This window comes from Ruegeria sp. AK4 (assembly GCF_056541025.1).
The window spans coordinates 1-25,832 of record NZ_JBQFXS010000009.1 but is presented as its reverse complement, the minus strand read 5'-3'; the positions used below and the strand labels follow the sequence as shown (position 1 = coordinate 25,832).

Annotated in this window: 26 protein-coding genes; 16 read left to right on the top strand and 10 right to left on the bottom strand. The window is 56.2% G+C overall.

The window, feature by feature from the left end; genetic code table 11:
• Positions 1 to 271 precede the first annotated feature (271 nt).
• From dnaA to recF, 3 genes are all read left to right on the top strand, one after another.
• Positions 272 to 1,657, top strand: coding sequence for a chromosomal replication initiator protein DnaA (dnaA, locus tag ACR0EZ_RS16190; protein WP_480615008.1), 1,386 nt, complete (start codon positions 272 to 274; stop codon positions 1,655 to 1,657).
• A gap of 228 nt (positions 1,658 to 1,885) precedes the next feature.
• On the top strand, positions 1,886 to 3,007 hold the full coding sequence (gene dnaN, locus ACR0EZ_RS16185) for a DNA polymerase III subunit beta (protein WP_480615006.1): 1,122 nt from the start codon (positions 1,886 to 1,888) through the stop codon (positions 3,005 to 3,007).
• A 59-nt stretch (positions 3,008 to 3,066) separates the two neighbouring features.
• Positions 3,067 to 4,164, top strand: coding sequence for a DNA replication/repair protein RecF (gene recF, locus ACR0EZ_RS16180; RefSeq protein WP_480615237.1), 1,098 nt, complete (start codon positions 3,067 to 3,069; stop codon positions 4,162 to 4,164).
• Here the strand turns inward: recF and ACR0EZ_RS16175 are convergent.
• Positions 4,161 to 4,727, bottom strand: coding sequence for a carboxymuconolactone decarboxylase family protein (locus tag ACR0EZ_RS16175; RefSeq protein WP_480615004.1), 567 nt, complete (start codon positions 4,725 to 4,727; stop codon positions 4,161 to 4,163). The two genes, recF and ACR0EZ_RS16175, sit on opposite strands and share 4 nt — an antisense overlap.
• A 100-nt stretch (positions 4,728 to 4,827) precedes the next feature.
• Between ACR0EZ_RS16175 and ACR0EZ_RS16170 the strand changes: the two genes are divergently transcribed.
• On the top strand, positions 4,828 to 5,400 hold the full coding sequence (locus tag ACR0EZ_RS16170; protein WP_480615002.1) for a TetR/AcrR family transcriptional regulator: 573 nt from the start codon (positions 4,828 to 4,830) through the stop codon (positions 5,398 to 5,400).
• A gap of 102 nt (positions 5,401 to 5,502) precedes the next feature.
• Positions 5,503 to 7,920 carry a DNA topoisomerase (ATP-hydrolyzing) subunit B gene (gene gyrB, locus ACR0EZ_RS16165; RefSeq protein WP_480615000.1) on the top strand — a complete coding sequence of 806 codons (2,418 nt, stop codon included), beginning with the start codon at positions 5,503 to 5,505 and terminating at the stop codon, positions 7,918 to 7,920.
• 425 nt (positions 7,921 to 8,345) lie between these two features.
• On the opposite strand, the gene ACR0EZ_RS16160 is transcribed toward gyrB, so the two are convergent.
• The gene (locus ACR0EZ_RS16160) at positions 8,346 to 9,107 is read right to left on the bottom strand and encodes a VOC family protein (RefSeq protein WP_480614998.1); all 762 of its coding nucleotides are present in this window, start codon (positions 9,105 to 9,107) and stop codon (positions 8,346 to 8,348) included.
• A 302-nt stretch (positions 9,108 to 9,409) separates the two neighbouring features.
• Here ACR0EZ_RS16160 and ACR0EZ_RS16155 point away from each other — a divergent pair, with 302 nt between their 5' ends.
• The gene (locus ACR0EZ_RS16155; protein WP_480614996.1) at positions 9,410 to 10,024 is read left to right on the top strand and encodes a LysE family translocator; all 615 of its coding nucleotides are present in this window, start codon (positions 9,410 to 9,412) and stop codon (positions 10,022 to 10,024) included.
• Positions 10,025 to 10,247: 223 nt separating this feature from the next.
• Here the strand turns inward: ACR0EZ_RS16155 and ACR0EZ_RS16150 are convergent, their stop codons facing one another.
• Together ACR0EZ_RS16150 and ACR0EZ_RS16145 are read right to left on the bottom strand one after the other, a co-directional pair.
• The gene (locus tag ACR0EZ_RS16150) at positions 10,248 to 11,057 is read right to left on the bottom strand and encodes an SDR family oxidoreductase (RefSeq protein ID WP_480614994.1); all 810 of its coding nucleotides are present in this window, start codon (positions 11,055 to 11,057) and stop codon (positions 10,248 to 10,250) included.
• Between the two features lie 155 nt (positions 11,058 to 11,212).
• A complete protein-coding gene (locus ACR0EZ_RS16145; protein WP_480614992.1) occupies positions 11,213 to 11,611 on the bottom strand; it encodes a hypothetical protein in 399 nt (132 codons plus the stop codon).
• 180 nt (positions 11,612 to 11,791) lie between these two features.
• Here ACR0EZ_RS16145 and ACR0EZ_RS16140 point away from each other — a divergent pair, with 180 nt between their 5' ends.
• From ACR0EZ_RS16140 to ACR0EZ_RS16130, 3 genes are all read left to right on the top strand, one after another.
• Positions 11,792 to 12,433 (top strand): TetR/AcrR family transcriptional regulator, encoded by a 642-nt coding sequence (locus ACR0EZ_RS16140; RefSeq protein ID WP_480614990.1) that lies wholly within the window; start codon positions 11,792 to 11,794, stop codon positions 12,431 to 12,433.
• 112 nt (positions 12,434 to 12,545) lie between these two features.
• Positions 12,546 to 13,169 (top strand): LysE family translocator, encoded by a 624-nt coding sequence (locus ACR0EZ_RS16135; protein ID WP_480614988.1) that lies wholly within the window; start codon positions 12,546 to 12,548, stop codon positions 13,167 to 13,169.
• A gap of 63 nt (positions 13,170 to 13,232) precedes the next feature.
• A complete protein-coding gene (locus ACR0EZ_RS16130; RefSeq protein ID WP_480614986.1) occupies positions 13,233 to 14,111 on the top strand; it encodes an alpha/beta hydrolase family protein in 879 nt (292 codons plus the stop codon).
• Positions 14,112 to 14,183: 72 nt separating this feature from the next.
• Here ACR0EZ_RS16130 and ACR0EZ_RS16125 read toward each other — a convergent pair whose 3' ends face one another.
• Entirely contained in the window at positions 14,184 to 14,780 is a 597-nt protein-coding gene (locus tag ACR0EZ_RS16125) for a dimethylsulfonioproprionate lyase family protein (protein WP_480614984.1), read from the bottom strand.
• Positions 14,781 to 15,003: 223 nt separating this feature from the next.
• On the opposite strand from ACR0EZ_RS16125, the gene ACR0EZ_RS16120 reads away from it, so the two are divergent.
• Together ACR0EZ_RS16120 and ACR0EZ_RS16115 are read left to right on the top strand one after the other, a co-directional pair.
• Complete coding sequence (locus tag ACR0EZ_RS16120) at positions 15,004 to 15,516, top strand: DUF6653 family protein (RefSeq protein WP_480614982.1); 513 nt, start codon at positions 15,004 to 15,006, stop codon at positions 15,514 to 15,516.
• A 233-nt stretch (positions 15,517 to 15,749) separates the two neighbouring features.
• Positions 15,750 to 16,259: a DUF5946 family protein gene (locus tag ACR0EZ_RS16115; protein ID WP_480614980.1), complete on the top strand. Its 510-nt coding sequence runs from the start codon at positions 15,750 to 15,752 to the stop codon at positions 16,257 to 16,259.
• 214 nt (positions 16,260 to 16,473) lie between these two features.
• Here the strand turns inward: ACR0EZ_RS16115 and ACR0EZ_RS16110 are convergent, their stop codons facing one another.
• Together ACR0EZ_RS16110 and ACR0EZ_RS16105 are read right to left on the bottom strand one after the other, a co-directional pair.
• On the bottom strand, positions 16,474 to 17,118 hold the full coding sequence (locus ACR0EZ_RS16110) for a class I SAM-dependent methyltransferase (RefSeq protein WP_480614978.1): 645 nt from the start codon (positions 17,116 to 17,118) through the stop codon (positions 16,474 to 16,476).
• Positions 17,105 to 18,541, bottom strand: coding sequence for an MFS transporter (locus ACR0EZ_RS16105; protein ID WP_480614976.1), 1,437 nt, complete (start codon positions 18,539 to 18,541; stop codon positions 17,105 to 17,107). The genes ACR0EZ_RS16110 and ACR0EZ_RS16105 overlap by 14 nt, the downstream gene beginning before the upstream one ends.
• A 132-nt stretch (positions 18,542 to 18,673) precedes the next feature.
• Between ACR0EZ_RS16105 and ACR0EZ_RS16100 the strand changes: the two genes are divergently transcribed.
• Positions 18,674 to 19,129, top strand: coding sequence for an RrF2 family transcriptional regulator (locus ACR0EZ_RS16100; protein ID WP_480614974.1), 456 nt, complete (start codon positions 18,674 to 18,676; stop codon positions 19,127 to 19,129).
• Between the two features lie 243 nt (positions 19,130 to 19,372).
• On the opposite strand, the gene ACR0EZ_RS16095 is transcribed toward ACR0EZ_RS16100, so the two are convergent.
• Positions 19,373 to 19,780, bottom strand: a complete 408-nt coding sequence (locus ACR0EZ_RS16095; protein WP_480614972.1) for a RidA family protein — start codon at positions 19,778 to 19,780, stop codon at positions 19,373 to 19,375.
• A 56-nt stretch (positions 19,781 to 19,836) separates the two neighbouring features.
• On the opposite strand from ACR0EZ_RS16095, the gene ACR0EZ_RS16090 reads away from it, so the two are divergent.
• Positions 19,837 to 20,796, top strand: a complete 960-nt coding sequence (locus ACR0EZ_RS16090; RefSeq protein ID WP_480614970.1) for a LysR family transcriptional regulator — start codon at positions 19,837 to 19,839, stop codon at positions 20,794 to 20,796.
• A gap of 154 nt (positions 20,797 to 20,950) precedes the next feature.
• Here the strand turns inward: ACR0EZ_RS16090 and ACR0EZ_RS16085 are convergent, their stop codons facing one another.
• Complete coding sequence (locus tag ACR0EZ_RS16085) at positions 20,951 to 21,721, bottom strand: alpha/beta fold hydrolase (RefSeq protein WP_480614968.1); 771 nt, start codon at positions 21,719 to 21,721, stop codon at positions 20,951 to 20,953.
• A 338-nt stretch (positions 21,722 to 22,059) separates the two neighbouring features.
• Here ACR0EZ_RS16085 and ACR0EZ_RS16080 point away from each other — a divergent pair, with 338 nt between their 5' ends.
• Together ACR0EZ_RS16080 and ACR0EZ_RS16075 are read left to right on the top strand one after the other, a co-directional pair.
• Complete coding sequence (locus ACR0EZ_RS16080) at positions 22,060 to 23,457, top strand: pyridoxal phosphate-dependent decarboxylase family protein (protein ID WP_480614966.1); 1,398 nt, start codon at positions 22,060 to 22,062, stop codon at positions 23,455 to 23,457.
• A 9-nt stretch (positions 23,458 to 23,466) separates the two neighbouring features.
• Positions 23,467 to 23,985: a very short patch repair endonuclease gene (locus ACR0EZ_RS16075; protein ID WP_480615235.1), complete on the top strand. Its 519-nt coding sequence runs from the start codon at positions 23,467 to 23,469 to the stop codon at positions 23,983 to 23,985.
• Between the two features lie 246 nt (positions 23,986 to 24,231).
• Here ACR0EZ_RS16075 and ACR0EZ_RS16070 read toward each other — a convergent pair whose 3' ends face one another.
• Complete coding sequence (locus tag ACR0EZ_RS16070) at positions 24,232 to 24,990, bottom strand: nuclear transport factor 2 family protein (protein WP_480614964.1); 759 nt, start codon at positions 24,988 to 24,990, stop codon at positions 24,232 to 24,234.
• Between the two features lie 223 nt (positions 24,991 to 25,213).
• Between ACR0EZ_RS16070 and ACR0EZ_RS16065 the strand changes: the two genes are divergently transcribed.
• Complete coding sequence (locus tag ACR0EZ_RS16065) at positions 25,214 to 25,780, top strand: phospholipase effector Tle1 domain-containing protein (protein WP_480614962.1); 567 nt, start codon at positions 25,214 to 25,216, stop codon at positions 25,778 to 25,780.
• Positions 25,781 to 25,832 lie beyond the last annotated feature (52 nt).

The following is a 25,832-nucleotide window of genomic DNA, read 5'->3' as shown; positions in this document are numbered from 1 at the left end:
GGCTGCCGATCTGCTACTGGTCGCGGTGTAACCGTTGGCCTTGGCCCTGTCAAAAAATGCGATTGTGACGTGCGCCCCGGTTTACCGGGCGGCCCCTGCTATGGGTCGCTTCATGTGCCGGCAAGCACCGAACTTTACTTGGGACAGACCCGCCGAACCGTCAGGTCCGGCGCTGGGATACCTTTGCGCGTGTGAATCCATAAACCGGGCGACCGGGACATAGTCAATAAGGCCGACAGGCCAATAAAGAATGGGATGCGTGAGGCGCTGAATGACACAAGAGAAATGGGGACTACTGCGTAACAAGTTGCTCAAGGTTGTTGGTCGGAACAACTACACCACCTGGATCGAACCCCTGGAATTTAAGGAGTTGCAGGATGGTGTGGCGGTGTTCTCGGTGCCGACGAATTTCATGGGCAACTATGTCAGCCAAAATTTTGCGGACCTCATTATATACGAGCTGAACACCTCGGGTGAGGCAGTGCAGCGTCTGGATTTCCGTGTTGCCGCCAATTCACCGGCGCGGCCCTCACCCGTTGCCGATGCCGTGCCCGAGTTCAACTCTGCCGTACCGACTGCGCCGCAGACAGATGCTGGGCCGGATGCGTTCGAGTCGCTGCAGGCGGCGCCTTTGGACAAGCGGTTCACCTTTGACAGCTTCGTGGTGGGCAAGCCCAACGAACTGGCCCATGCCGCCGCGCGCCGTGTCTCCGAGGGCGGGCCGGTCACCTTCAACCCGCTGGTTCTGTATGGCGGCGTCGGATTGGGTAAGACCCACCTGATGCACGCGATTGCCTGGGAGCTGAAAACCAAGCATCCAGACCTGAACGTGCTGTACCTGTCGGCTGAACAGTTCATGTACCGCTTTGTCAAAGCCCTGCGCGAGCGCCGGATGATGGATTTCAAGCACCTGTTCCGCTCGGTCGATGTGCTGATGGTCGATGACGTGCAGTTCATCGCCGGCAAGGATTCGACGCAGGAAGAGTTCTTTCACACCTTCAACGCGCTGGTGGACCAGAACAAACAGATCATCATCTCGGCCGACCGCGCGCCCGGTGAAATCAAGGACCTTGAGGACCGGGTGAAATCGCGCCTGCAATGCGGTCTGGTGGTGGACCTGCACCCGACCGACTACGAGCTGCGTCTGGGCATCCTGCAGAACAAGGTCCAGCATTACAGCAGCACATATCCCGACCTGACCATCGCCGACGGCGTGCTGGAATTCCTGGCGCAGCGCATCTCGACCAATGTGCGGGTGCTGGAAGGGGCGCTGACCCGTCTCTTTGCCTTCGCCTCGCTGGTCGGGCGCGAGATCGATATGGATCTGACGCAGGATTGTCTGGCAGATGTGCTGCGCATGTCCGAGCGCAAGATCACCGTCGAAGAGATCCAGCGCAAGGTCTCTGAATACTACAACATCCGCCTGTCCGACATTATCGGCCCCAAGCGCCTGCGGTCCTATGCCCGCCCGCGTCAGGTGGCGATGTATCTGTGCAAGCAGCTGACCAGCCGGTCCCTGCCCGAAATTGGCCGCCGTTTTGGCGGTCGTGACCACACCACCGTGATGCATGGCGTCAAGCGGATCGAAGAGTTGAAGCTGACCGACGGCCAGATTGCCGAAGATGTCGAGATGCTGCGCCGGTCGCTGGAAGCCTGAGTCACATCCCCAAACCACTCAGTGACGCCCCGGACCATCGGCCCGGGGCGTTTTCTTGTGCGCATTTCTCCACGGTCGGGGAATGAACTGTGTCGGAACGATCACGCGACCCTTGACGGTTGCGGTATTCCGACCCAGAAATCGGTAAAAAATCCTTGTGCCTCAGGGCGGAACCGCTAACGTGCCAGTCCCGCCCATTTCGGCACGCAAGTCAGAGGAATTGAGGGTATGAAGATCAGCATCGAACGCGGCACCCTTCTCAAGGCCGTTTCGCAGGCCCAATCTGTTGTCGAACGGCGCAACACCATTCCCATACTTGCCAATGTGCTGATCGAGGCCGAGGGCGACCAGGTCCAGTTCCGCGCCACCGATCTGGACATCGAAGTGGTCGACAAGGCCCCGGCGCAGGTCGAGAAAGCGGGGGCAACCACCGTCGCCGCAACCACCCTGCACGAGATTGTACGCAAGCTGCCGGACGGGGCGCTGGTTACGCTGACCGCCGACAGCGCGGCAGGGCGTCTGACGGTTGAGGCGGGGCGGTCGAATTTCTCGCTGGCGACCTTGCCGAAAGAGGATTTTCCGGTGATGGCGTCCTCGGAATATCAGTCGAACTTCACCGCCTCGGCAGCTCTGCTGCGGCGGCTGTTCGACAAGTCGAAATTTGCGATTTCGACGGAAGAGACGCGGTATTACCTGAACGGCGTCTATATGCATGTGACCGATGGGTCCGATGGCAGCAAGGTGCTGCGCTGCGTGGCCACCGATGGCCACCGTCTGGCGCGGATCGATGCGGATTGCCCCGAGGGGGCGGCGGATATGCCCGGCGTGATCGTGCCGCGCAAGACCGTGGGGGAACTGCGCAAGCTGCTGGATGATGACGAGATGGACATCGCCGTTTCGGTCAGCGAAACCAAGGTGCGTTTTGCCACGCCGGATATCACGCTGACCTCGAAAGTGATCGACGGAACTTTCCCCGATTACACGCGGGTCATTCCGCAGGGCAACACGCGCAAGCTGGAAGTGGATGCGGCGGAGTTTGCGCAGGCAGTGGATCGGGTGGCGACGGTATCGTCCGAGCGGTCCCGCGCGGTGAAGCTGCAACTGGATGGCGACAAGCTGGTGCTGTCGGTCAATGCGCCGGATAGCGGTGCGGCTGAGGAAGAACTGGCCGTGGCCTATGGCGATGAGCGGCTGGAGATCGGGTTCAACGCCAAGTACCTGCTTGAGATTGCCTCGCAGGTGGATCGCGAGAATGCGGTGTTCCTGTTCAATTCGGCGGGGGACCCGACCCTGATGCGCGAAGGCAATGATCAGAGCGCGGTCTATGTGGTCATGCCGATGCGCGTCTGATCGCGCTGGCGCGCGATGCCTCCGGCGGGAGTATTTTTGAAAAGATGAAGGGAGGGGTCATGGGATTGGCCCTGACCGAGCTTACGGTCTCGCATTTTCGGTCTCATAAGCTGGCGCGGTTGTCGTTGGACGGGCGGCCGGTGGCGATTCACGGGCCGAACGGGGCCGGGAAGACCAATATTCTGGAAGCGGTGTCGTTGTTTTCGCCGGGGCGCGGGATGCGGCGGGCCAGCGCGGCCGAGATGACCCGGCGGCCCGAGGCGTTGGGGTGGAAGCTGTCCGGCCTGTTGCGGACGCAGGGGCAGCGGTATGAGGTCGAGACCTGGTCCGAAGGCGGCGCGGCGCGGCAGGTTCGGATTGATGAGAAAGCCGCCAGTCAGATCGATCTGGGCAAGCTGGCGCGGGTGGTCTGGCTGATCCCGTCGATGGACCGGCTTTGGATCGAAGGGGCCGAGGGGCGGCGGCGGTTTCTGGACCGGATCGCGCTGAGTTTTGATCCGTCGCATGCCGAAGCCTCGCTGACTTATGAAAAGGCGATGCGGGAACGGAACCGTTTGCTGAAAGAGCAGGTGCGGGATGCCCATTGGTATGCGGCGTTGGAGGGGCAGATGGCCGAGACGGGCCATCGTATTCATGCTGCCCGGCTGGCGGCGCTGGGGCATCTGCGGGTCGCGCAGGATCAGGCGGAAACAGCGTTTCCCTCGGCTGATCTGGAACTGGTGCAGACCGAGGGCGCGATGCCCGAAACCGCGCAGGACTTGCGCGAGGCGTTGGACGAAAGCCGGTTTCGCGATCTGGCCGCAGGACGGACCTTGGTGGGGCCGCATCGTTCGGATCTGTACGGGGTCTTTGCCGCCAAGGGCGTGCCGGCCAAGGATTGCTCGACGGGTGAGCAGAAGGCGTTGCTGGTGTCTCTGATCCTGTCGAACGCGCGCGCGTTGGCCGGGATGGTGGGGGCACCGCCGATTGTCTTGCTGGACGAGGTGGCCGCGCATCTGGATGCGGAGCGGCGCGCGGCGCTGTATGACGAGATTTGCGCGCTGGGGGCTCAGGCCTGGATGACGGGCACCGGGCCTGAGTTGTTTGCCGAATTGGGAGACCGGGCCCAGACGCTGACTGTCACCGAAGGCGATGAGGGCTCGGTCGTGACGGCTTAGGCCGGTTCGCTGATTTTGCGTTCCCACAGGAAGCCGCGCATGACCTCGTCAACCGGGGTCTGGGCCATGTGGTTGACGTAGTTCGACATGGTTTTCTGCGCAAGACCCAGAACCACGTCCAGAACCGCGCGGTGGGAATAGCCGGCGTCGAAGAAGGCTTGCAGTTGTTCTTCATTCGGGTTTCCGCGGCTTTGCATCACTTGCAGAGTGAACGTGCGAAGCGTTTCCAGTTTTGCAGTCGGCAGCGGCGTTTCGTTGCGCAGCGCTTCGGTGATCTCGTCCGAGACCTTCATCATCTTGGCGATGCCGGTATGGGCGGGCACGCAGTAATGGCATTCGTTTTCCACGTTGATCGTCTGCCAGACCACGGTTTTCTCGTCATTGTCGAAATCGGTCTGCAGGAACAAGCCGTGCAGGACCTGATAGCCCTCAAGATGCTGCGGGCTTTCCGCCATCACCTTGTGCAGGCCGGGCAGACGGCCAAAAGCGGCCTGTGACTTTTCCAGCAGCGGTTTCGACCCTTCCGGGGCGGTTTCGAGGTCATGAGAGGGGAAGTTTGCCATGTCAAAGCTCCTGTTTCTGGCGCGATGAGTCGTATTTAGGCTTTTTTGAGCGATCACTCAAGTATATATTTGAGCGAACGTTCAAGAATTGGTGAAGCCGATGCCCCGCAAGCCTTCATATGACCGCGACGCGCTGATTGCGCAGGCAAGGGATCTGTTCTGGCGGCAGGGCTGGGCCGGAACCTCACTGAAAGATCTTGAGCGCGAGTTGAACCTGAAACCCGGCAGTTTCTATGCGGCCTTCGGGTCCAAGGATGCGCTTTATGCGCTGACGCTGCAGCGATACGCGCAGGATGGCGTTGCCCGTCTGATGGCGATGGCGGATGAAATGGGGCCGTTGAGGGCGCTCAAGGCGCAGCCGCATGTGGTGATCGACGAAGGCGAGATGCCCGCGCGGGCCTGTATGCTGGCCAAGACCTATGCCGAACTGCAGGCCAAAGGGCACGAATTGGCCGACAGGGCCGGGTGCCATATGGCCGAGATGAAGGACTGTTTCGCGACGCTGTTTCGCCGCGCGCAGGAGGCTGGCGAAATCGGACCCGACCACGACCCGGACCGTCTGGCCGCGCGCTATCAGTCCGACATTCTGGGCCTGCGATTGTCGGCAGAGCGAAGCGATGTGAACGCGGCGGAAATTGCCGCTGATATCGCGGCGGATCTGGATCGGCTTTGATCTGTGCCAACCCTCAGATTCCGGCACAAAATGTTGGGGGATCGCGTGACAATCCCCACCAGAAAACGTATAAGTTACCAAAATAATATAGGTACTGACTGAATGTCCGAAGACGCACAGGCACCCCAGGAATACGGCGCGGATTCCATCAAGGTTCTCAAAGGTTTAGAAGCGGTTCGCAAACGCCCCGGGATGTATATCGGCGATACCGATGATGGCTCGGGTCTGCACCATATGGTGTACGAGGTTGTGGACAACGGAATTGATGAGGCACTGGCCGGTCATGCGGACCATGTGACCGTCAAAATCCATGCGGATTCCAGCGTTTCGGTCAGCGATAACGGGCGCGGAATTCCGGTGGATATTCACCCTGAAGAGGGGGTTTCAGCGGCCGAGGTCATCATGACCCAGCTGCATGCGGGCGGTAAGTTCGACAGCAACTCGTACAAGGTGTCGGGCGGTCTGCACGGTGTGGGTGTCTCGGTGGTGAACGCGCTGTCGGACTGGCTGGAGCTGCGCGTCTGGCGCAACGGCAAGGAACATGTGGCGCGTTTTGAGGGGGGCGAGACGGCGGAACACCTGAAGGTGGTTCAGGACTGCGGCGACCGCACCGGGACCGAGGTGCGGTTTCTGGCCTCGACCGATACGTTCTCGAACCTCGAATACTCGTTTGAGACGCTGGAAAAGCGTCTGCGCGAGCTGGCTTTCCTGAACTCGGGCGTGCGCATCATTCTGATCGACGAACGCCCCGCCGAACGGCTGGAGACCGAGCTGTTCTATGAGGGCGGCGTCAAGGAATTTGTCAAATATCTGGACCGGTCGAAAACTCCGGCGATGCCCGAACCGATCTATATCAAGGGTGAGCGGGACGATATTGGCGTCGAAATCGCGATGTGGTGGAATGACAGCTACCATGAGACGGTTCTGCCCTTTACCAACAACATCCCTCAGCGCGATGGCGGGACGCACGTGGCTGGCTTCCGGGGCGCGCTGACCCGGACGATCAACAATTACGCCCAGTCCAGCGGGATTGCGAAGAAGGAAAAGGTCAGCTTTACCGGCGATGACGCGCGCGAAGGTCTGACCTGTGTGCTGTCGGTCAAGGTGCCCGATCCGAAATTCTCGTCGCAGACCAAGGACAAGCTGGTCAGTTCCGAGGTGCGTCCGGCAGTCGAAGGTCTGATGAACGAAAAACTGGCCGAATGGTTCGAGGAAAACCCGAACGAGGCCAAGACCATCGTCGGCAAGATCATCGAGGCCGCTCTGGCCCGCGAGGCTGCCCGCAAGGCGCGCGAACTGACCCGCCGCAAGACGGCGATGGATGTGAACTATCTGGCCGGGAAGTTGAAGGATTGTTCCGAGAAAGACCCCTCGAAGACCGAAGTGTTTCTGGTCGAGGGGGACTCGGCAGGTGGATCGGCCCAAACAGGTCGCGATCGTCTGACACAGGCCGTTCTTCCCCTGCGGGGAAAGATTCTGAACGTCGAACGCGCGCGGTTTGACCGGATGCTGTCGTCTCAGGAAATCGGCAATCTGGTGATGGCCTTGGGCACCGGCATTGGCCGGGACGAGTTCAACATCGAGAAGCTGCGCTACCACAAGATCGTCATCATGACCGACGCCGACGTGGACGGTGCGCATATCCGGACGCTGCTGCTGACCTTCTTCTACCGGCAGATGCCGGAGCTGATTGAGGGCGGGTTTCTCTATATCGCGCAACCGCCGCTTTACAAGGTTTCGCGCGGCAAATCAGAGGTTTATCTGAAAGACCAGGCGGCGCTGGACGACTATCTGATCAATCAGGGCGTCGAAGGCGCGGTGCTGAAACTGGGGTCTGGCGAGGAAATCATCGGTCAGGACCTGACCCGGGTGGTTGATGAGGCGCGCCAGCTGAAACGCGTGCTGGATGCCTTCCCGACCCACTACCCGCGCCACATTCTGGAACAGGCCGCCGTGGCGGGCGCATTCGTGCCCGGTGCCGTGGATGCCGACCTGCAGGGCGTCGCCGACAAGGTTGCCGCTCGTCTGGACCTGATCGCGCTGGAATACGAACGCGGCTGGCAGGGCAGGATCACCCAGGATCACGGCATCCGACTGGCCCGCATCCTGCGCGGTGTCGAAGAGGTGCGTACCCTCGACGGTCCTATGCTGCGCTCGGGCGAGGCGCGCAAGACCGGATCGTTCACGCAAAGCCTGCAAGAGGTCTATAACACCCCCGCCACCCTGATCCGCCGGGACCGGTCACAGGTCATCCACGGCCCGCTGGACCTGCTGCGCGCGATACTGGAAGAGGGCGAAAAGGGCCTTTCGCTGCAGCGCTACAAGGGCTTGGGCGAAATGAACCCCGATCAGCTTTGGGAAACCACCCTGGACCCGGATGCGCGCACGCTGCTGCAGGTGCGCGTGGACGACATGGTCGAGGCCGACGATCTGTTCACCAAGCTCATGGGCGACGTGGTGGAACCCCGCCGCGAGTTCATCCAACAGAACGCGCTGAGTGTGGAAAACCTGGATTTCTAGCGGCTGTAGGGGCGCCCATAGTTTTGCATTTCGCCTAAAGATTTGCATCTTTGGCCCAAAGCCTTGGGCGCAATAGCCACCCACTGATTTTCGAATTCAAAGCTAATTTCGCACAGTGCAAATTTTGGTTGGCCCAATGCTATGTGCGTGGCCCCGGTGAAGCTTGAGGACTGCTGCTTCCAGCCCAAAGCAGCTATTCAAATCCGAGCCTTGCAATTCAAGGTTAGCGGACTTTGCAAACACGCGCCCCCAATGCCCATGTCATTACGGCGCCCTGTTGACGAGGTTCTCTGATCCTGATGAAGGGTCGTGGGAAAATGAGCGGCACTTCCTGCCGACCAATCAAATTGTCGAAGCAGACAAAACGAACAAGTGTCGATGAGCCGAAATGCGTTCAGGCGGGTCATCCTCGTGTTGGCCCCAAATCAGTCCTGTGACTGTACAAGAAAGAATAGCGCACCATTCGGATCGTAAAAGACCCGACAGCGTGAGCGATCCGGATCATTCGTGTCGATCTTGGCCAGTTTTCCACCCAATCGTTCCACGTCATGACAGGCGGCGGTGACATCTTCAACTCTGATACTTGGAACCCAGCGAGCAACTTCTTGTTCCTGAGGCAGCCCGTGCAACTGCTCGGCAATTTCATCGCCGGACAGTAGCGAAATGGTGGTTGTTCGTTGTAGTTCGCTGTCGTACCCGGAAACCCATCCGAACAACTCCGAATAGAATTCACCAGGGAAATCTGCGGAACTCGATAGATACCCGTCTATTCCAAATTGCCGCTCCTGCACCGGATAGGAGTGTCTGGACAAGCAGATACCAACCAATGCTCCTAAAGGGTCCCTCAAAAGACAGTTGCGACCAACGCCCGGCACTTCGAATGGCGGTCTCACAACGGTTCCACCGAGTCTCTCAACTGCTGACGCGGATTGGTCCACATCTTCGACCTCCACATAGGCAATCCATCCGTCGTCGTAGTGTTGCGGTGTCTCGGCAATGCCTGCGCCAACCTCTCCGTGTGCTAAGGCGAGCACAAAGTCCTTCTCACCGCCGCCCCAGGCAAAATCCATCGCGTGCTCGGTCAAAAAGCTCCAGGAGGCAAGGTCTCGATAGAAGTCCATCGAGCGTGATCGGTCGCCTGTGAAGAGATCATGCCAAACGAATCTGCCGACCTTGTTACATGTCATGGCGGTGAGCTCCTATGATCCCCGCAATTTATACAATACTGGCCCGCGGTCGAATTGACCCAAGTCAACAGCCATGATCGCGTGTTTCTGAATCCCATGCTACCAATGGTGAGCCGCCATGCACGGCGGCCTGGCTTTCTGTCGGATTTGACCCTCAACAGACCTTTGCCGCTTTTTGTGTTCTATGTTGCTCGCGACTCGATCCAATCCTTAAAATCCGTGCTCTTTTGGTTCCAGCTTTTCGGGATCAAGCTAGCTTTTGGACAACGACTGCTTAAGCTGTTCTCAAAAAGGAATGTTCGATGGAGCCGAGTCTGATATTCGCACTGGTTGGAGCGACCGTTCTCCTCGTTGCAATTCCTGGGCCAAACGTAGCGTTGATTGCAGCAAATACATTGGCTTACGGATTTCGCTTCGGCGCAATTACGGTGTTTGGCACAACTATTGGCGTGGCTTTGCAACTTTTAGTCGTCGTCTTGGGTCTGGCCGCGCTCCTCGAATTTGCAGCCTACGCTTTTCTTTGGCTGAAATGGATCGGAGTGGCTTATCTGGTCTATCTCGGCGTGACCACATGGCGTAAGGGCATCGTGGACATCGAAAAACAAAGCGCCAGCAGTGAGCCGCTGACAGCACTCTTCTGGCAGGGTCTCCTACTCGCCACGATCAATCCAAAGACCTTAATATTCAACGCGGCATTCCTGCCTCAGTTTGTGGCTATCGGATCAGGTTCTTCTGCTTTGCTTTTTACCGCCGTGATCTATGTAGCCATCATCATGCTCGGTGATCTTGTGTGGGCCGCTTCTGCGCAGATGGCGCGACCAGCAATAGTTAAGCTCGGACGATGGCGTCACAGGCTAACTGGTGTTCTTTTTGTTGGGTCGGGTATCGGTCTCGCTTTGGCCCGTGTTGATCGGTAAACGAGTCTTTGGAACAGAAGTCAGTTGCTTTGCCTTGTCTAGAGATTAGCATGGGTTCAGAGGTGTCATTCTCTGCTTCGCTGGTCAGCGCTTGTTGGTGATCCGAACCGGACACTGGTCTAGCTGCCAGCATGCCTATCCGTCGCAGCAATACCAAAGCCCACCTGCGCCTCCGTGCTAAAAAGTCCAGATTACCGCTCGATGCGCTAACTCCTTCCTGCCTTCACTCGTCAGGAATGGCGACAGACCCTGCAAGGATACCTCCATCAATGTTAAGCTCAGCGCCGGTCATGTAAGGGGTTTCGTCGGATGCAAGCATAACAGCCAGTGCAGCTACTTCTGACGCGTCTCCAAATCGCCGCATCGGAGTATCAGCAACGATTGCTGCCTCTCGTTTTGCGCGGTCTGCACCTTCGCCTAACAGTGGCTCCCACATTGGCGTCATGATTGCCGCCGGATGGATAGAATTGCAGCGGATGGCAAGACCCTGACTTGCACAATACAGTGCGACCGATTTCGTGTGATTTCGGATAGCAGCCTTTGAAGCGGCATAAGCTGCCGCCATGGGCACACCTATGATGCCAGAGCGTGAAGAGATATTGATGATAGATCCGGTTTTAGCTGGGCGCATGGCACGAATAGCGTAGCGGCATCCGAGAAATGTCCCGTCACTGTTGGTCGCATGAACCGCTCGCCAGTCCGAAAGTGTTGCATTCTCGGGATCATGTGCGGGAGGTTGCCCGTCTAACGATTCTTCAAATCCGGTGATGCCCGCGTTGTTCACAAGCACATCCAGAACTGGGAATTGTGCTTCGATAGCCTGCCAGTCCTTCTCGGAAGACACGTCCAGTTTTGCAAACTCCGCGCCTATTTCTTTGGCTGTCTTTCGACCAAGATCGACGTCTTTGTCGGTCAGGATGACCTTCGCTCCCTCGTCACAAAAAGCGCGTGTGATTGCGGCTCCAATGCCGCGCGCACCACCTGTCACAAGGGCTGTCTTACTGTGCAATCTGGGCATGTTTTTTCCGATCATTTGTGCTGAAGCCGGTCAGGCGTACCTGCTCCTTACCACCGGTCTTCCAGGCTCATCGTCATGCTGCGCTTGAATACATTCATGCTATCAGTCCATCTCGATAGATTATTGTCTCTTTATGGGTACGTCGGAATTCCCAACAGCCTAAGGTTAGATCAGTGTGAGTGGGACCGACGCACCTCCTGTAGCGACTTCCAGTATCCATACATACACAAGGCAAAAATCGACACGTTGCCAACAAAGTCGAGCAGCATCCAATGGGTGAACATCTCAACTACAAAGACAAAATAATAGTTGAAGATGAAGAACGGGATCGAGCCCATCAATCCAAATACCAGGAAGGTGGTAGGCGTAAACCGCGCAAGGGCCATGATGGTGCCTGCCAGAACAGCTTGTGCGCCAAAGCAAGCCAACAATAGTCGGCTCGTTGCGTTGCCCACGAAGTAATTTGGTTTGAAAACAAGCTGCTCGACAGTACCTGGGAACATCAATGCCCAACCACCCAGTCCCAGAAATACACTCGCAAGCATGCGTTGAATGTTGAGAGCCGACATAGTTCGATTCCTACCTAGAGAGTATGAAAAAGCCATAGGCCTCGCCATGACCTGCTGCACTGATTGCGGGCTCTGACGCCGGGTATCCTGGAAGTTCCAGCTCGCACAAATTGCCGACCAGACACGCAGTTCAGATTTTTAATGACACTTACGTCAGTAACTTGTAGTTGGCAATAGGAGGTGATTGAGATTTCGGAACACACTACAAAAACCAAGCGCCGTCGTCGCAAAGAGCACCGACCTGGTGAGATACGCCAGGCTGCACTGGAAGAGCTTCGTGAAAAGGGTCTTGCGGGGAGTACTTTTCAGGGAATTGCGCGTCGTGCCGGGATTTCCCGGACAACGGTGTATCTATACTTCAATTCCAAGATGGACATCTTTGAGGCAGTGGCGCGCGACACCATGGAACGCGCACTTGACGAAGCGGCTCAGGCCATCGTCGAGTTTGAAGGACCCTATGAGGAACTCTTTGAGAAGGTTATCGACCGGTTATACGATCAGCTTGTTGCGGGTGATGCGCGCTACATTTTCAAGGTCATGGTGGCCGAAGGTCACGATCACTCAGACATTGTTGCGTTCTACCATCGTGAAATTTTTTCAAAAGGTAACGCGACCTTGCGCCGCCTGATCAGCGCCGGGGTGGAGCGTGGCGAACTCAGGCAACAGGCATCAGAATTGGACCCGCGGACCATTATTGCGCCAGCAATATTTGCAGGTATCTGGAGCCTGATCTTCAGCGAAATTGATCCCATGGATGTGGAAAAATTCAAGCGAGACCATGCAAGCATTTTTTTGCGGGGCTTGCTCAAGCGAGAGGACTAAAAATGAACTCAGGCACATTCCAGCGTGTATTGGTGAATCAAACGCCAAGGACACCGGTTGCGCGAGTCGATTGGTTAGAACAAGGACACTTTGGCGGATTAGGAGGCATGAAATGACGTACGAACTATGGTTGGTTTATTTGGCTGCTGCGGTTGGATTGTCCCTAACCCCTGGTCCAAATGGGTTGTTGTCGCTGACACATGGGGCCTGCTACGGCTTCCGCCCGACTGTTTCCACCGTTTTGGGCGGAGCGCTCGGGTTCTTCCTTCTGATCGCAATTTCTCTGGCTGGCTTTGGCACCTTGCTCGCTGCATCGGAGCGCGCTTTTCTCGTCGCGAAATGGATCGGTGCCGCATATCTCGTCTATCTTGGTATTCGGGTCTGGCGCTCCGCACCCCCCGATTTTGGGGCGGCGACCAGTTTGACAAGAACGAGTGATCTTGGGTCATATAAGATGTTCCAGCAAGGATTTCTTGTCGCCGTTTCTAACCCAAAGGGCCTCTTGTTCTTTGCTGCGTTCCTTCCACAGTTCATGGTTGCGGGATCGCCTTTCCTGCTACAGCTCGCTGTATTTGGCGGAACGTTCGTACTCGTTGAGGTTATCTACGAGCTGTTGCTCGCAGGATTTGCGCAACGCATTGCGCCCTTGCTTGCCCGAAGTGGACGATGGTTCAACAGGATTACCGGTGGCGCGTTTGTCGGAATCGGAGCGGCGCTCGCATCAGCGTCAAAGTAGCCATAAGTCTTTGGGTTGTTCGAGGCGCGGTTTGCAAACCATCAGGCGCGGCCGCACGATCACTTGGGTATTTCTATGAAGTCAAACGCGGGGATGCGCCAGTTTTTGGTCCCGGATTCCGTTGGGCCTGGCCCGATTCCAGTTGTGATGTTCTATCCCTGCGATACGAAAATGGCACCGCAGAAGGTCGGGCCTTTCGCGTTCACCGCAGCGCGGGATGGTGTGCCCGCACTTGTCAAAGCCCCGCTGATCGTGATGTCGCATGGCAATGGTGGATCGCCCTGGGTTCACCGGGACTTGGCCATGGGGCTTGCAGCGTTGGGTGCTTTTGTCATTTTACCGGAGCATGTGGGAAACAGCCGATCTGACAATAGTCTGGAAGGCACGCGGCAGAACCTCATCAACCGTCCTCGACAGCTGAAACTGTGTGTGGAGCACCTTTGCCGCTCCGAAGAGTTCGGGCCTTACATCACCGCGACGCACGCTATCGGACATTCCATTGGCGGCTACACCGTGTTGGCGGCCGCCGGTGCCAAGCCATATGCCGGATCACATGAAACACAATCCGGCAAAGCAGAAGAAATTGGTGTTGAACGTACATGCTTTGCATCGATTGTAGTTCTTGCGCCGGCAACTGCGTGGTTTAAGGGCGCGGATTCACTTGCGGGATTTGATACCCCAACACTGATGCTCACGGCTGAACTGGATGATGTCACGTCAGAGTTTCACGCAGGCATTCTTTCCTCACGCATGCAGAAACCGGATCTTCTCACGCACGAAGTTATTCCGGGGGCAGGTCATTTTTCATTCCAAAGCCCATTTCCTCCGCAAATGACCCACCCTCAGTTTCCGCCATCTCAAGATCCGTCTGGGTTTGACCGCAGTGTTTTCCAGTCTGAATTGCTTGCCTTGGTCAGTCAGTTCTTGAGGCTTTACCCATAGCAAAAGGCCTGCGCCACTACCTGCCAACGTGCTTATTGCCTTTGCCTGATGGGTTAGTCAGCGCAATCTGGGTCATGCGACCGAGAATGTCGAAAGATCAATGTCGCCACTCCAACGCCAAGCACCAAGAAATGGCTGATCCGTGGTCTTTCGACCATGAGGCTCCCACGCAGGATGGTGGACGAACTCCCCAGGTTTTCTTTTGATGTATCCTGAATCCCCCAAAACCCAGTCTGCAATTCCGGCAATGACCAGATAGGTTTCTTCACCAGAGTGGCTCGAAACCGGGTAATCGGTCCAAGCGTCCGATACCAGTAAACCAACGCGCAACTCTTCGACATAGATGTGACCATCTGGACCCAGCAATTCTGTCGTAAACAACCGGCTGGAGACTTCGGTCGCCAAACCTTCGCCCTCCCAACACGTCCATGACAGCAGATGTTGGCAGCGCGTTACCTGATCCAGAAGCGGCAAAGTGTCTGGCAACGTTTGCAGAGTCGCCAATACCTTGGACGGGTCTTGTTGGCGCGGTATCGTTCGATAGCATTCGACATCAGCATCCCGAAGTGCGTCAGCGGCTTTGCGACCTCCTTCGCGTTGTTCCCGCGAAAATATCTCTCCTAAGGCACCCATCAGAGAAGTGAGGTTTTCCCTGTCTGTACCGATCATGGCGCTGTCACCTCTCAACTGTACTGCGACCACTGCACTTACGCATGTTGCGCCGGACAAACCAACCTGTTGCGAGTTCTTGAGCCATTTGAGACGCAAGTAAGTGGTGACGCAAGACCTGGTTGGTGATTGTCTCGGGCGAGAAAGAAATGACAGCGTGTGTGTGGTCTATAGAAGAGGTTATTGCTCCTGTAGAGGTTCTATGATTGTCGGAGTGACGCGAATGAACTTGGCCCGGTTTTCGGAACGCCTGATGGGCATGAAGGATGCGGTATGGCTGCGTCACGCCAATCCTTGGTCTGTTTGGACGCGTGTACTGACGCCATTACCGCTTTTGGCGTTGGCGATCTGGAGCCGGGCTTGGATTGGTGGCTGGGCCTGGGCGGCTGTTGCAATCGTTCTTATCTGGATCTGGCTAAACCCGCGCGTCTTCCCGCAACCCAATCGTTTCGACAGCTGGGCGGCGCATGGCGTGCTGGGTGAACGTGTCTGGTTACGCCATCGGGAGAAAGTTGCCGAGCATCACAATCGTGTCGCGAACGTTCTGGCGGTTGGAAGCAGCTTGGGACTATTACCTTTCGCGTACGGTCTTTGGACATTTGACATCGGCTTCACATGCCTCGGAATCGTTATGATTGCGGGTGGCAAAATGTGGTTTGTGGATAGAATGGTCTGGGTTTGGCGCGACCTCCAGCGAGCAGGAGGATCGATGGAAGATTTGGAGACAGATCGATAAAGGTATGGCTCTGAGGAAATGACGCGTAACGAAATCAGGACCGTATGTGCAGCTCCATTCGTCGGCAGCACAGTGCCACCCCGAATAAATTCAGTTCTTGATTTCCATTTTATGCGCCATTTCGCACGGTTGGCTGGATTCAGCTATAAAGGCGGTTTTCAATACCGAGCCGCACAAATATCCCGATGCGGACATAGCGGGCATTGCGAAATACCCGTCGCAATCTATGACTAATGGGTATGAGTACAGGTGCAGTATCTACATGTCCCGGCTGCAAAGTGAAGCTGCCATTCATCGAGGGCCCGACCCACAATTACATGGAAGGTTCGGCGGCTTGCTTTGAACTATTCAATCAAGTCTTAGCCTGCGAATATAGTGATCGGACATTGCTGCAAACACATCGCATGACCGTCGATACATATGCAGTTCAGCATCCAGGCTGCGGCGATACCCGACGACAAATCCAATCGGTTGGGTTGCATCTCGCAAGGTTAGGTTTGCAACTCACGTCTCAGATACCGCCAAAAGAAACAAATGAGGTAATGCTTGGCCTTGGAAAATACAAACATACGCTCGAATACCTAGATCCTCCCGAACAGTATGCAATGACGGTCGCAGATGTGGCACCTTATGCGGGTTCCGGGGCCCACTCTAAATTGGTCCGAGAGTGGGCTAACGCGACTTGGGAAGACTGGTCGGCACATCACTCCTACATTCGCAGTTGGACTGCGAAATGGGTCTAGGATTAGCTTTTTTGCCTTTCGCATCTTTGGTTGCTCTAAGCCCAAGGCGGACATACAAAAGTAGACTTCACAGTCTCCTGATTGCGGAACAAGAGCGCCATTGGCTGTTTCGAAATGAAAATCCACCTCACAACTTCGTGCGGCTCGATGCAGATATAGCCGCCGCACTTTGCATATGGATTTGGATCAGTTTTGACGTCCATTCACCTAGCCGTCACGCTGGCCTGGCCCTCTCCAGAGCAAGTACAGCGTCTATGACATTTACTCTTTGACCATCAGGTCCTTTAGCTTCTCGTTGAAAGGGTCCGACAAAGACCTGACGCCATTCGGTTGGATCAAGGTCTATTTCAGCAAGGCGGTTTTCGGCTGTGATCTCTGGTTCGCTTGGATCGCTCCATGACCACGGCGCATAGGTTTGGTGCGTGGCGATTAGCAAAAGCCCGGATGGCCGCACCAACGTTGCGGCGGCCTGCAAGACTGCCGTGCGCGGAAAGTCGAACGGGGTTTGCAGGAAAAGCGCTGAGACAAGGTCGAAAGAACCCACCGGGAAGCTTCTGGACAAATCGTGCTGTTCGAACGTGACACGATCCGACACTCGGTTTCGGGCAGCATTTTCTGATGCAATGTCCAGAGCTGCTTTGGAGATGTCGACACCCAGAACTTGCCATCCTTGCTTCGCCAGCCAAACGACGTCGTCTCCTTTGGCGCAGCCCAGATCAAGCGCCTGGCCCGGTGCGAGTCCTTTGGCGAATTGTTCGAGAATCTTCGAAGGAACACCGGATGTTTCAGGTGACGCATTGCCATAGATCTCCTCCCAAAATTCTACAGGCGTTTTCGATCCGAGATCAGGCTGCTGCATTTCCGTTTTCCTTTGATGTCAGTTTCAATGAGACGAGACTCAGCCCCGCGAAAAGCGCGAACGGCACCCAGAGCGCGACTTTCAAGGCTTCGATGTATGTTGAAGCGTCAGGGGCTTTGCCCAACGCGACGACAAATACTTGCCCAACAAGGGCAATGCCCAAGGCTATTCCGATCTGCTGAAAAGCCTGTAGCGCACCAGAACCTGCCCCGGCCTCGGTCTGCGGCACTTCCTTTAGAACCAGTTGGTAGAGAGCCACGGAGGCTGTCCCGACCCCGGCACCGACCAAGACCAAGGGCCCCCAGATCATGAGGAGGGGCACACCGGGGATAACGGCCAGATGAAGCCCAATCATGCCGCCAAGCAATGAGACAAGGCCGAGTGTGACACGGCTCTCAAGGAACCGATTGCCTAAACGACTCGACAGGATGGATGCAACCATGATGCTGAGGGGGTGCGCAGCGAGCGTGAGGCCAGCACGGTCAGGCGACATCCCAAGCCCGAGTTGCAGGACCATGGCCAAAACCACGATTGGTCCGGCAATTCCAGTGAACATGAGCGTGACGATCCCAACCCGCACGAGAAAACGGGTATTGGTCATCAGTGAGACAGGGAGGAGTTGCGGCTGGCCCATCTGTGCGCGGATAAACTGGAGTCTCAGCAAAGCGAACCCGCTTCCGACGGACAATGCAATCAGGCCAACAAGCCATATGGGCCATCCCAAAGCCTGCCCTTCGATCAAGGGATAAAGCAGCGCTAGAGCTACAATTGAAAAGAGTGACGCGCCCAGCCAATCGACGGTTTGTTCGCTGGCTTTCGGGCTTGTAGGAACAAACGCGTACGCTCCTGCGAACGCGATCAGACCGATAGGCAGGTTTATCAGAAAAATCATTCGCCATCCCAGTCCCCATAGGTCGGCCGAGATCAGGAAGCCGCCGATCAGGGGGCCCGCCATAGCCCCTAAGGCCGTCACCATACCGAAGAGGCCAATCGCCTTGGCCTTCTGCTCTTCCGGAAAGCTCTCGTGCAGGATTGCAAGCACTTGCGGCATCATCATCGCCGCCATCAGACCCTGAAAGAACCGCGCGAGGATCAGCACTCCAATCGAGGGCGCGAAGCCACACGCAGTCGAGGCAATAAGGAAGCCAAGAAGCCCGATCAGGAAAAGTTGGCGCCGTCCCAGAGCATCGCCGAAACGACCGAATGGTAGTAGGCCAGCGGCAAAGGTCAGGACATAGGCCACCAGTGTCCATTGCAGACCGCTGTGCGAAACAGAGAACTCTGTCTGGATCGCGGGAAGCGCGAGATTGATGATCGTGGTGTCCAGCATATTGATGAAAGCCGCAGCGAACAGGAACGCTGCTGCCAGCCAGTGCCGCGAAAGAACCCCATCGTTAGACGGTGTAATGAGCGCGTATGCCATGGTGGTGACTCCTGCTACGGAAGAACGAAGTAACGTAACTTTATAAGTAACGTGATTTGTCGTGTCAATATCATGTGCTTTTATTTGTCACATGACCGTACTTGCCGTAAACTGCTTGGTGGGGAGGAACCGATGAGAACCGACAGCCGACTATCCCGCGTTTTGCACGTCCTGATGCACCTTGGTGAGACAGAGGAACCGATGACATCGGAACTGATCGGGCAAATGTTGAACACCAATCCTTCCCTAGTCCGGCGCACGATGGGGCTTTTGCGCAAGGCAGGTATCGTTGGTTCGTCGAAAGGGCATGGCGGCGGTTGGTATCTTGAGAAACCGCTGGCAGATCTGTCGCTAACAGATGTCTACTCTGCCTTAGGCGAGCCCAAACTCTTTGCAATCGGCGCGTCTGATGACACGCCAACTTGCTTGTTAGAGCGATCAGCAAATGCCGCGACGCAAAGGGGACTTGATGCGGCACGAGAGAGTTTCTTGCAAACCCTTGCCAGTCAGAGCGTTGCAGACCTCATCGAACTTTCGCGCGCCGAAATCGCAGCATACCAGGCGCGGGCATCGGCCGGATCAGAATAACAGGTGGCCAAGAAAACGTGTTGGCAATCGAGGTTCGCTGTCCCAAGTCACACACATTGATCACGCATCGATGAATGCCAGAAGATGGACACTTCACTTGATCCTTTGAACTCGGATTGTGCTTGTGCTGGCGCGAAGCACGGCATCAAAGCAGCGGCCGATACAGAGGTTGCCGCCGCCCCAGTTCGGCAAAGCTTGGGTGGGTGCAAAGGGTGTCATGGACTTGTCTTTCGTTGGCGGATGTCAGGCAACCACTTGTACCACCATCTCCACCTCGATCTGAAGCTCAGGACCTGCAAGAGCGGTTACTCCAATGCCGGTCAGGCTCGGCTTTGCGCCGTTTAGAAAGCGCAGGATGGCGCCCATTGCGATCTCTTGTGTCTCATCCCGCAGGTCGGTCATGTAGACGCGCATCTGGATGATGTCGTCAGACGTTGCCTGAAGCGCATCGAGCGCTCCTTGCAGGTTCTCGATGACGATAGCAGTCTGCTCCGCTAACGATGTGGGCGCTGGTGTCCCATCAGGCCGCCAAGCCACCTGACCAGAAACAAAAGCAAGTGCACCGGGATGCGCGATGGAGATTTGCGAATACCCGACCTTGCTCGCATCCGGCAACATCGGAGGGTTCATACGATCAATTGCTGTGGACATGTCTTTCTCCTTTTATGGACTGTCTTGGCGAAAGACTTAAGCTTTACAAATGACGAATGGAGATCGCTTCAGCTGCGAATTTCATGCTACAAAAGGTAATGATTGGATCGAAAGTAAATGACATCCTCCTGTTTCTCACGGTTGTCGAGACCGGGAGCTTCGTCGCCGCTGGTAAGATGTTCGGACTGTCACGGTCCACGGCTGGAAAAGCCATCGCGCGACTGGAGGATGGATACGGTGCTCGGCTCTTGAACCGAAACACGCGCGCAATGGACCTGACCGAAGAAGGCAAGCGCCTCTATGAACACGGGCTAGCTATTCGTGAAGCCATCGAGGCCGCCGACGACAGCATCGCCAGTGATAGCGGTGTGCCGCGCGGCGTCTTGAGAATAACGGCTCCGGACGCGCTTGGGCGAATCCTCTTGCTGCCAACGGTGCGCCGATATCTAAACACATGGCCTGACACCCAGATCGAGATGTCGCTCTCTGATCGGGTCGACAACATCATCGAAAAGGGGTTCGACCTTGCTATCCGGATCGGTGTGAGCTCTCCCGATCAAGGCTTCATCGCGCGTACGCTTCTGCGGGATAAAGCAATCTTATGTGCCTCGCCGACCTATTTCGCCGGACGCGAAAGACCGGTGAACGTTGAACAACTTACGCGCCACGATCTGCTTCAGTTCGCAAGCCGGAACGAACGGCAGGGTTGGCATCTGCAAGAAGATGACTGCACTTGGGTTCGCGCTCAGGGGCAAGTCCGCCTCCGTCTCGACAGCGCAGAGGCCCTGCGCGCGACGGCATTAGAAGGCCTTGGCATCGCATTATTGCCGCAACTTCTGGTCGGCACCGACATTGCAGAGGGTCGTCTTGAGAAAGTCCTGCCCCACCTCGACCACGGTCAGCTTCCGATCCTGGCACTTTATCCACACAAGCGTCTGCTGGAACCACGTGTGCGACGCTTCATCGACATGCTGAACGAGGATCTCCAGAGGCTTCGTTCTAGCAGAGGAAGTTAATCCAACTTTCCAACGTTCGTTGCGATGCCGAACTCTGGAAGCAAGAGCTCTGTGTCGCCGTTATTTACATTTGGCGTAAGTGACCGGTCGCAGCCCAAACCGGACATTCAATCCAGGACTTTGCAATTCCGGCTTAGCGGGACGGAACGGCCATTCATCTACGCGCATTGAGTGACCGCTTTTCCGCGAAACTCAACGCTAGTGCTATTTTGTCAGCGAGCAATCCGGGCTGATCGACACTCGCCCAATGGGTGGCGTTTTCGAGAACGACCCGATCCATAGGGTTTTCACTAAGCCATTCGAGAGTGGTTTTCGGGCAGTTTTCAGGATTGTAGAGATAGATCACTTTTGCAGCGTTTTGCAAAACCATTCCGGGCTCATATTTCGCGGAGAAACGTCTCGCATCTGCACCAAGCTGCCATAGTGCCACCGGATTAGCTTCCGATACAGCCTGTCGATATCGATGTATGATCGGTGCTGTCGTGGACATTTCGTCCAGCCGGTCGAGAAATGCTCTTCGAAATGAAGCTGGGTCATCATAGTCGGCTGCTGTCCCTGAGAAATACGCGTCGTCCGCCGTTATATTCCCCTCCAATGAAAGGATTGTCGTGAGGGAGCATCCGGGTTTCCCGGCAGCGAGCGATGCGATGATCGAAGCAACCGAATGTGCCAAGATGATTTCAGCCTCACACTCGTTCGCCCGATCTGCAACAAACTGGGCAAGAGCACTGAGGGTGGTTCTACCTGATAGCGGTGGCGCTCCAAATCCCGGAAGATTGAAGGGCAGCAATCGATAGTTTTCAGCAATATGGGTGTCAGCCAGACCTTCGAACATGCTTGCGTTGTCGCCAAAGCCTCCAATGCAGAGAATTACGGGGCAATTACCCACAGTTTGGTCAGGTCGTTCCGATGCTGTTTCAACCATCCGGTTCTCCTAGCGTCTCATTTAGCGAACTTTAGTGCTAACTCACAGTGTCAAACAAGTTGGACGGATCAACGTTTCTTGCGCTTTCGAAACCCCGCGATGTTTTCTCCGGAATGTTTGATGAAACCTTCACTTATTCTGATGGCCCAATCTGTCGGTTCCGTCTGCAATGGCTCTTTAGTGGTTGTGTCAAACGCGGTTCGCCCTGTGCAGGACAAGCCTCGGTCGGGCTTTGGCGTGCCGCTTATTTCGGCCTCGCTCGGAAAGCGCATGTTTCGGGTCGAAACAGTGCCGCGCTCATGTAGTTACAGGTGCAGGAATTCAAGTAGGAGAGTGAGATGCGCGGACGTGCTGCCCTGTTCCCCGGTTTTGACGAGCTGGTTGCCGCTGAGAATGCCCTGACGGCAAAGCTGGACATTGTTCGCCGGAACTTTTCAAGCCGCAAGGCAAATGCCGAGGAACCATCTACGGAATGGCTGAGCGAGCTCGGGCGAAAGCGGTTTGACGAGGCCGAAGACCTGGAACCCCTAATGGATTGGGTGATGGATGCGCTGGACACCGGCGGTGTTCAGATGACCCATCCCGGTTATCTTGGCCTGTTCAATCCGGCCCCAACTTTTGCGTCGGAATGTGCGGACCGCATTGCCTCGGCCTTCAACCACCAGATTTGCGTTTATTCGCATGCTCCGGCCGCCGTTGAGGTCGAACAGCACGTCATCAACGAAATGGCCCGCCATGCGGGGCTTCCAGCGGGATCAGGCGGCCACTTCACCAGCGGCGGGGCCGAGGCCAACTCGGCGGCTGTCCTTTGTGCGCTTCAGGCCAAATGCCCGGAATACAGCGATGAAGGGGTCGGTGTGTTTAATGGCCAGCCGACTGTCTATGTCTCGAAAGAGAGCCATCTCGCGTGGCTAAAGATGGCCCACTCCGCCGGGATCGGGCGCAGCGCAGTACGCCTTATCGCCACCGACGGCAAGGGCCAGATGAGCGTCGCGGCCCTGGAAGCTTCGATTGCGGCTGACCTTGAGGCTGGGTGTGTTCCGGTTCTGGTCGTCGCCACTGCCGGTACGACCAATGCCGGGATGGTTGACCCGTTGAACCCGTCGGCCGATCTCGCCGAGAGATACGGCATGTGGTTTCACGTGGATGCGGCTTGGGGCGGGGCGCTGATTGCCAGTAATGACCGCCGTAGTGCATTGGAAGGAATTGAACGTGCGCACTCCATAACGATTGACGCGCATAAGTGGTTTGCCACGACCATGGGGGCTGGCATGTTCCTGACCAGCCGTCCGGACATTCCCGCACAGGTCTTCCGTGTGACCGCGAGCTACATGCCCGAGAGCGATGCGAGCAGGGACTTCTACCTGAACTCCACCCAATGGTCCCGGCGGTTCGTGGGCCTGCGCCTGTTTCTCGCGCTCGGAGCGGCAGGCTGGGGCGGCTATGGCGACCATGTGGAGCGCTCCATCGACCTGACCGACCGGTTGACGAACCGGTTGAAGGAGGGTGGCTGGATACACGCCAACAGCTCGGCAATGGGCGTAAGCTGCATGGTGCCGCCTGAAGGGCATGATGCCGTCCAGCGGTATGTAGATGCCATTCACGAAGACGGTCGATACTGGATTTCCAAGGCCGTTTATGAGGGCAAGCCCGTCTTGCGGGCCTGCGTCACCAATGGCCGGACGGATGAAAACGTCATCGACGGTCTCGCTGACTTGCTTCTGGATCTCTCCTAGCCTGGAGGCATCCACAAATTTGAACCAAGGGGAAAACTCATTTGCGCAGATCGTGCGACGACCGCTGTCCGCAGCCGGATCATGGCCAGCATCGGCAGCAAGGATACCAAGCCGGAACTGAAGATACGGTCGCTCCTGCACCGACAGGGGTTTCGCTTTCGCCTTCACCGCAAGGACCTGCCCGGAAAACCGGACCTTGTGTTCCCGAGATACCGGGCGGTTATCTTTGTGCACGGTTGCTTCTGGCATGGCCATGACTGCCATCTCTTCAGCATGCCAAAGTCGCGGAAGGAGTTCTGGTGGCAAAAGATCGGTCGCAACAGGGAGCGTGACGAAGTGCAGCGGGAAACGCTGACAGATTTAGGCTGGCGCGTGGCAACTGTCTGGGAGTGCGCCCTAATGGGTCGGTCACGGCTTAGTATCGATGACGTTGGCGAGCGCTGCATGGCGTGGCTTCAGTCCGGTGAAGCAGCATTGGTGTTGAGGGGACGCGAGGAAGGAGAGATGAAGCCTAAGAAAAGGCTATAGCGAACAGTTTCCGGTCATTTGAGCAAAGCGCAGCATTGGTAAAATTGGGCTCGATGCGGCCATTCTCTGCGGCTTGCATGATTGGCTGGTCGCAGCCCGAAGCGGACATTCACAACTGGACTTTGTAGTTCCCGAGATCGGGGCAAAGCACAATTTCGGCTAGAGTTCACATAGGATTGCTTTCGGGCAGGCTAAGAATATCTCTTTTCGCCGCTGAAAGAGACGCGTCTGTCTTCTCAAAACCCGCTAGAACTTTCCGTTGTCGTTCTTCCATTCGTTGCGCGGAGGAATGGGCGTGCAAGTGGTCCAGTGCTCGACGATCTTGCCATCGGCTAAACGAAACAGGCTGAATAGGCCTGCATGTTGTCCATCCCGTTGGCCTTCAATCATGCAAAGGGCGAAGTTCCCCTCGGCCAGGACACGGTGGAGTTTCTGATGGGCGATTCTAGGCGCGCCGTTTTGCTCTTCATTAAGTGCGGCGCGCAGCGAAGCGATCCCGTCAGCGATCTCTGGATCGTGCTGGATAAGGTCGGTTGCGAGATATGTCGCCATCAACTCGAATTTCCGTTCAATCAGAACGCGTTGAGCAAATTCCCGGACCAATTCCCGATTGCTCTCAGTCTTGTCGAGTTCTGTAATTTCGGTGTCCCCATCCAACATTGTTCGGCCTGATGGATTCGGGGATTGGATCTCTTGAATATTGTCCCAATGTTCAACCGCCTTCCCGTCTTCAAAGCGAAAGACTTCAAATGCAACTTCCACGCCGTTGAAGTCATACTCATTGTGCGCAAATGCAAAATCACCGTCTTGGAAAACCCGGAAAAAAGTGACGCGCGGATTTGTCTTGGCCAAGCGCGCAAATAGTTCTGCTAGTCCAGGGCTTCCTTCGCCAGTACGTGGGTTATGCTGAATATACTTGCTTTCGTTGACGACAGCGGCCGCCTCTGGATCGCCGGTTTCGATACCCTTGAGAAGCTTCATGAGTAACTGTTTTTGGGATGTCATAATGCGTGCTTCTATTGGTTCTTTCGTCGCTAGAAGTAGACCATGCCAACCAACGCGGGAACAAGGCAGGTTCTTCTGACAAGGCCGTAAGTGTTGCGGTTCTCCGCAGCAAGCATGATTGGCTGGTCGCAGTCCAAAGCAAGCCGTGTGTTGAAGTGGTATCAATGGAACCCAACCACAGCTAGAACTAGAGCATTGGATAAAGTTCGCTAAGGCGCTGGATATGGTCAAAAAGATAGTGATTTGCTGCGATGGAACTGGCAACGAGATAAAGGAAAATCAGTCTAACGTTCTCAAATTCTACCGTGTGCTGAAGGAAAATAGAAACCAAATCGGCTTTTATGATCCAGGTGTTGGAACTATCTCCAACAGCGGGGCATGGAGCAGAATAAAGAACCAAGCAAAAGGTGTATTTGCGCTAGCGACAGGATATGGACTCGATGGGAACGTACTCGACGCGTACCGCTTCCTAATCCGGCACTACCAAGACGGGGACCAGATTTATCTGTTCGGTTTCTCGCGAGGCGCGCATACGATCAGGGTCCTCGCCGGCTTCATCAATATGGTGGGGTTACTTCATTCGCACCAAGAGCATCTCTGCTCTTATGCTCTAACCGCTTACAAACAATCCAGTTCAATGGACGAGTTTGACATTGCTTGGCGGGTACAAGAGGTATTGGACACGAGGCGTACAACAATTCGCTTCATGGGCTGCTGGGACACAGTAGCGTCTGTCATCGTGCCGCGTCCCTGTCCGTTGTCAGGGATTTTGGGACAGATGGCTGCCTGAGCTAAGAGAGGATCTGGCGCATCTGGTTGGTTTGATTATGCGGCGGATTTGC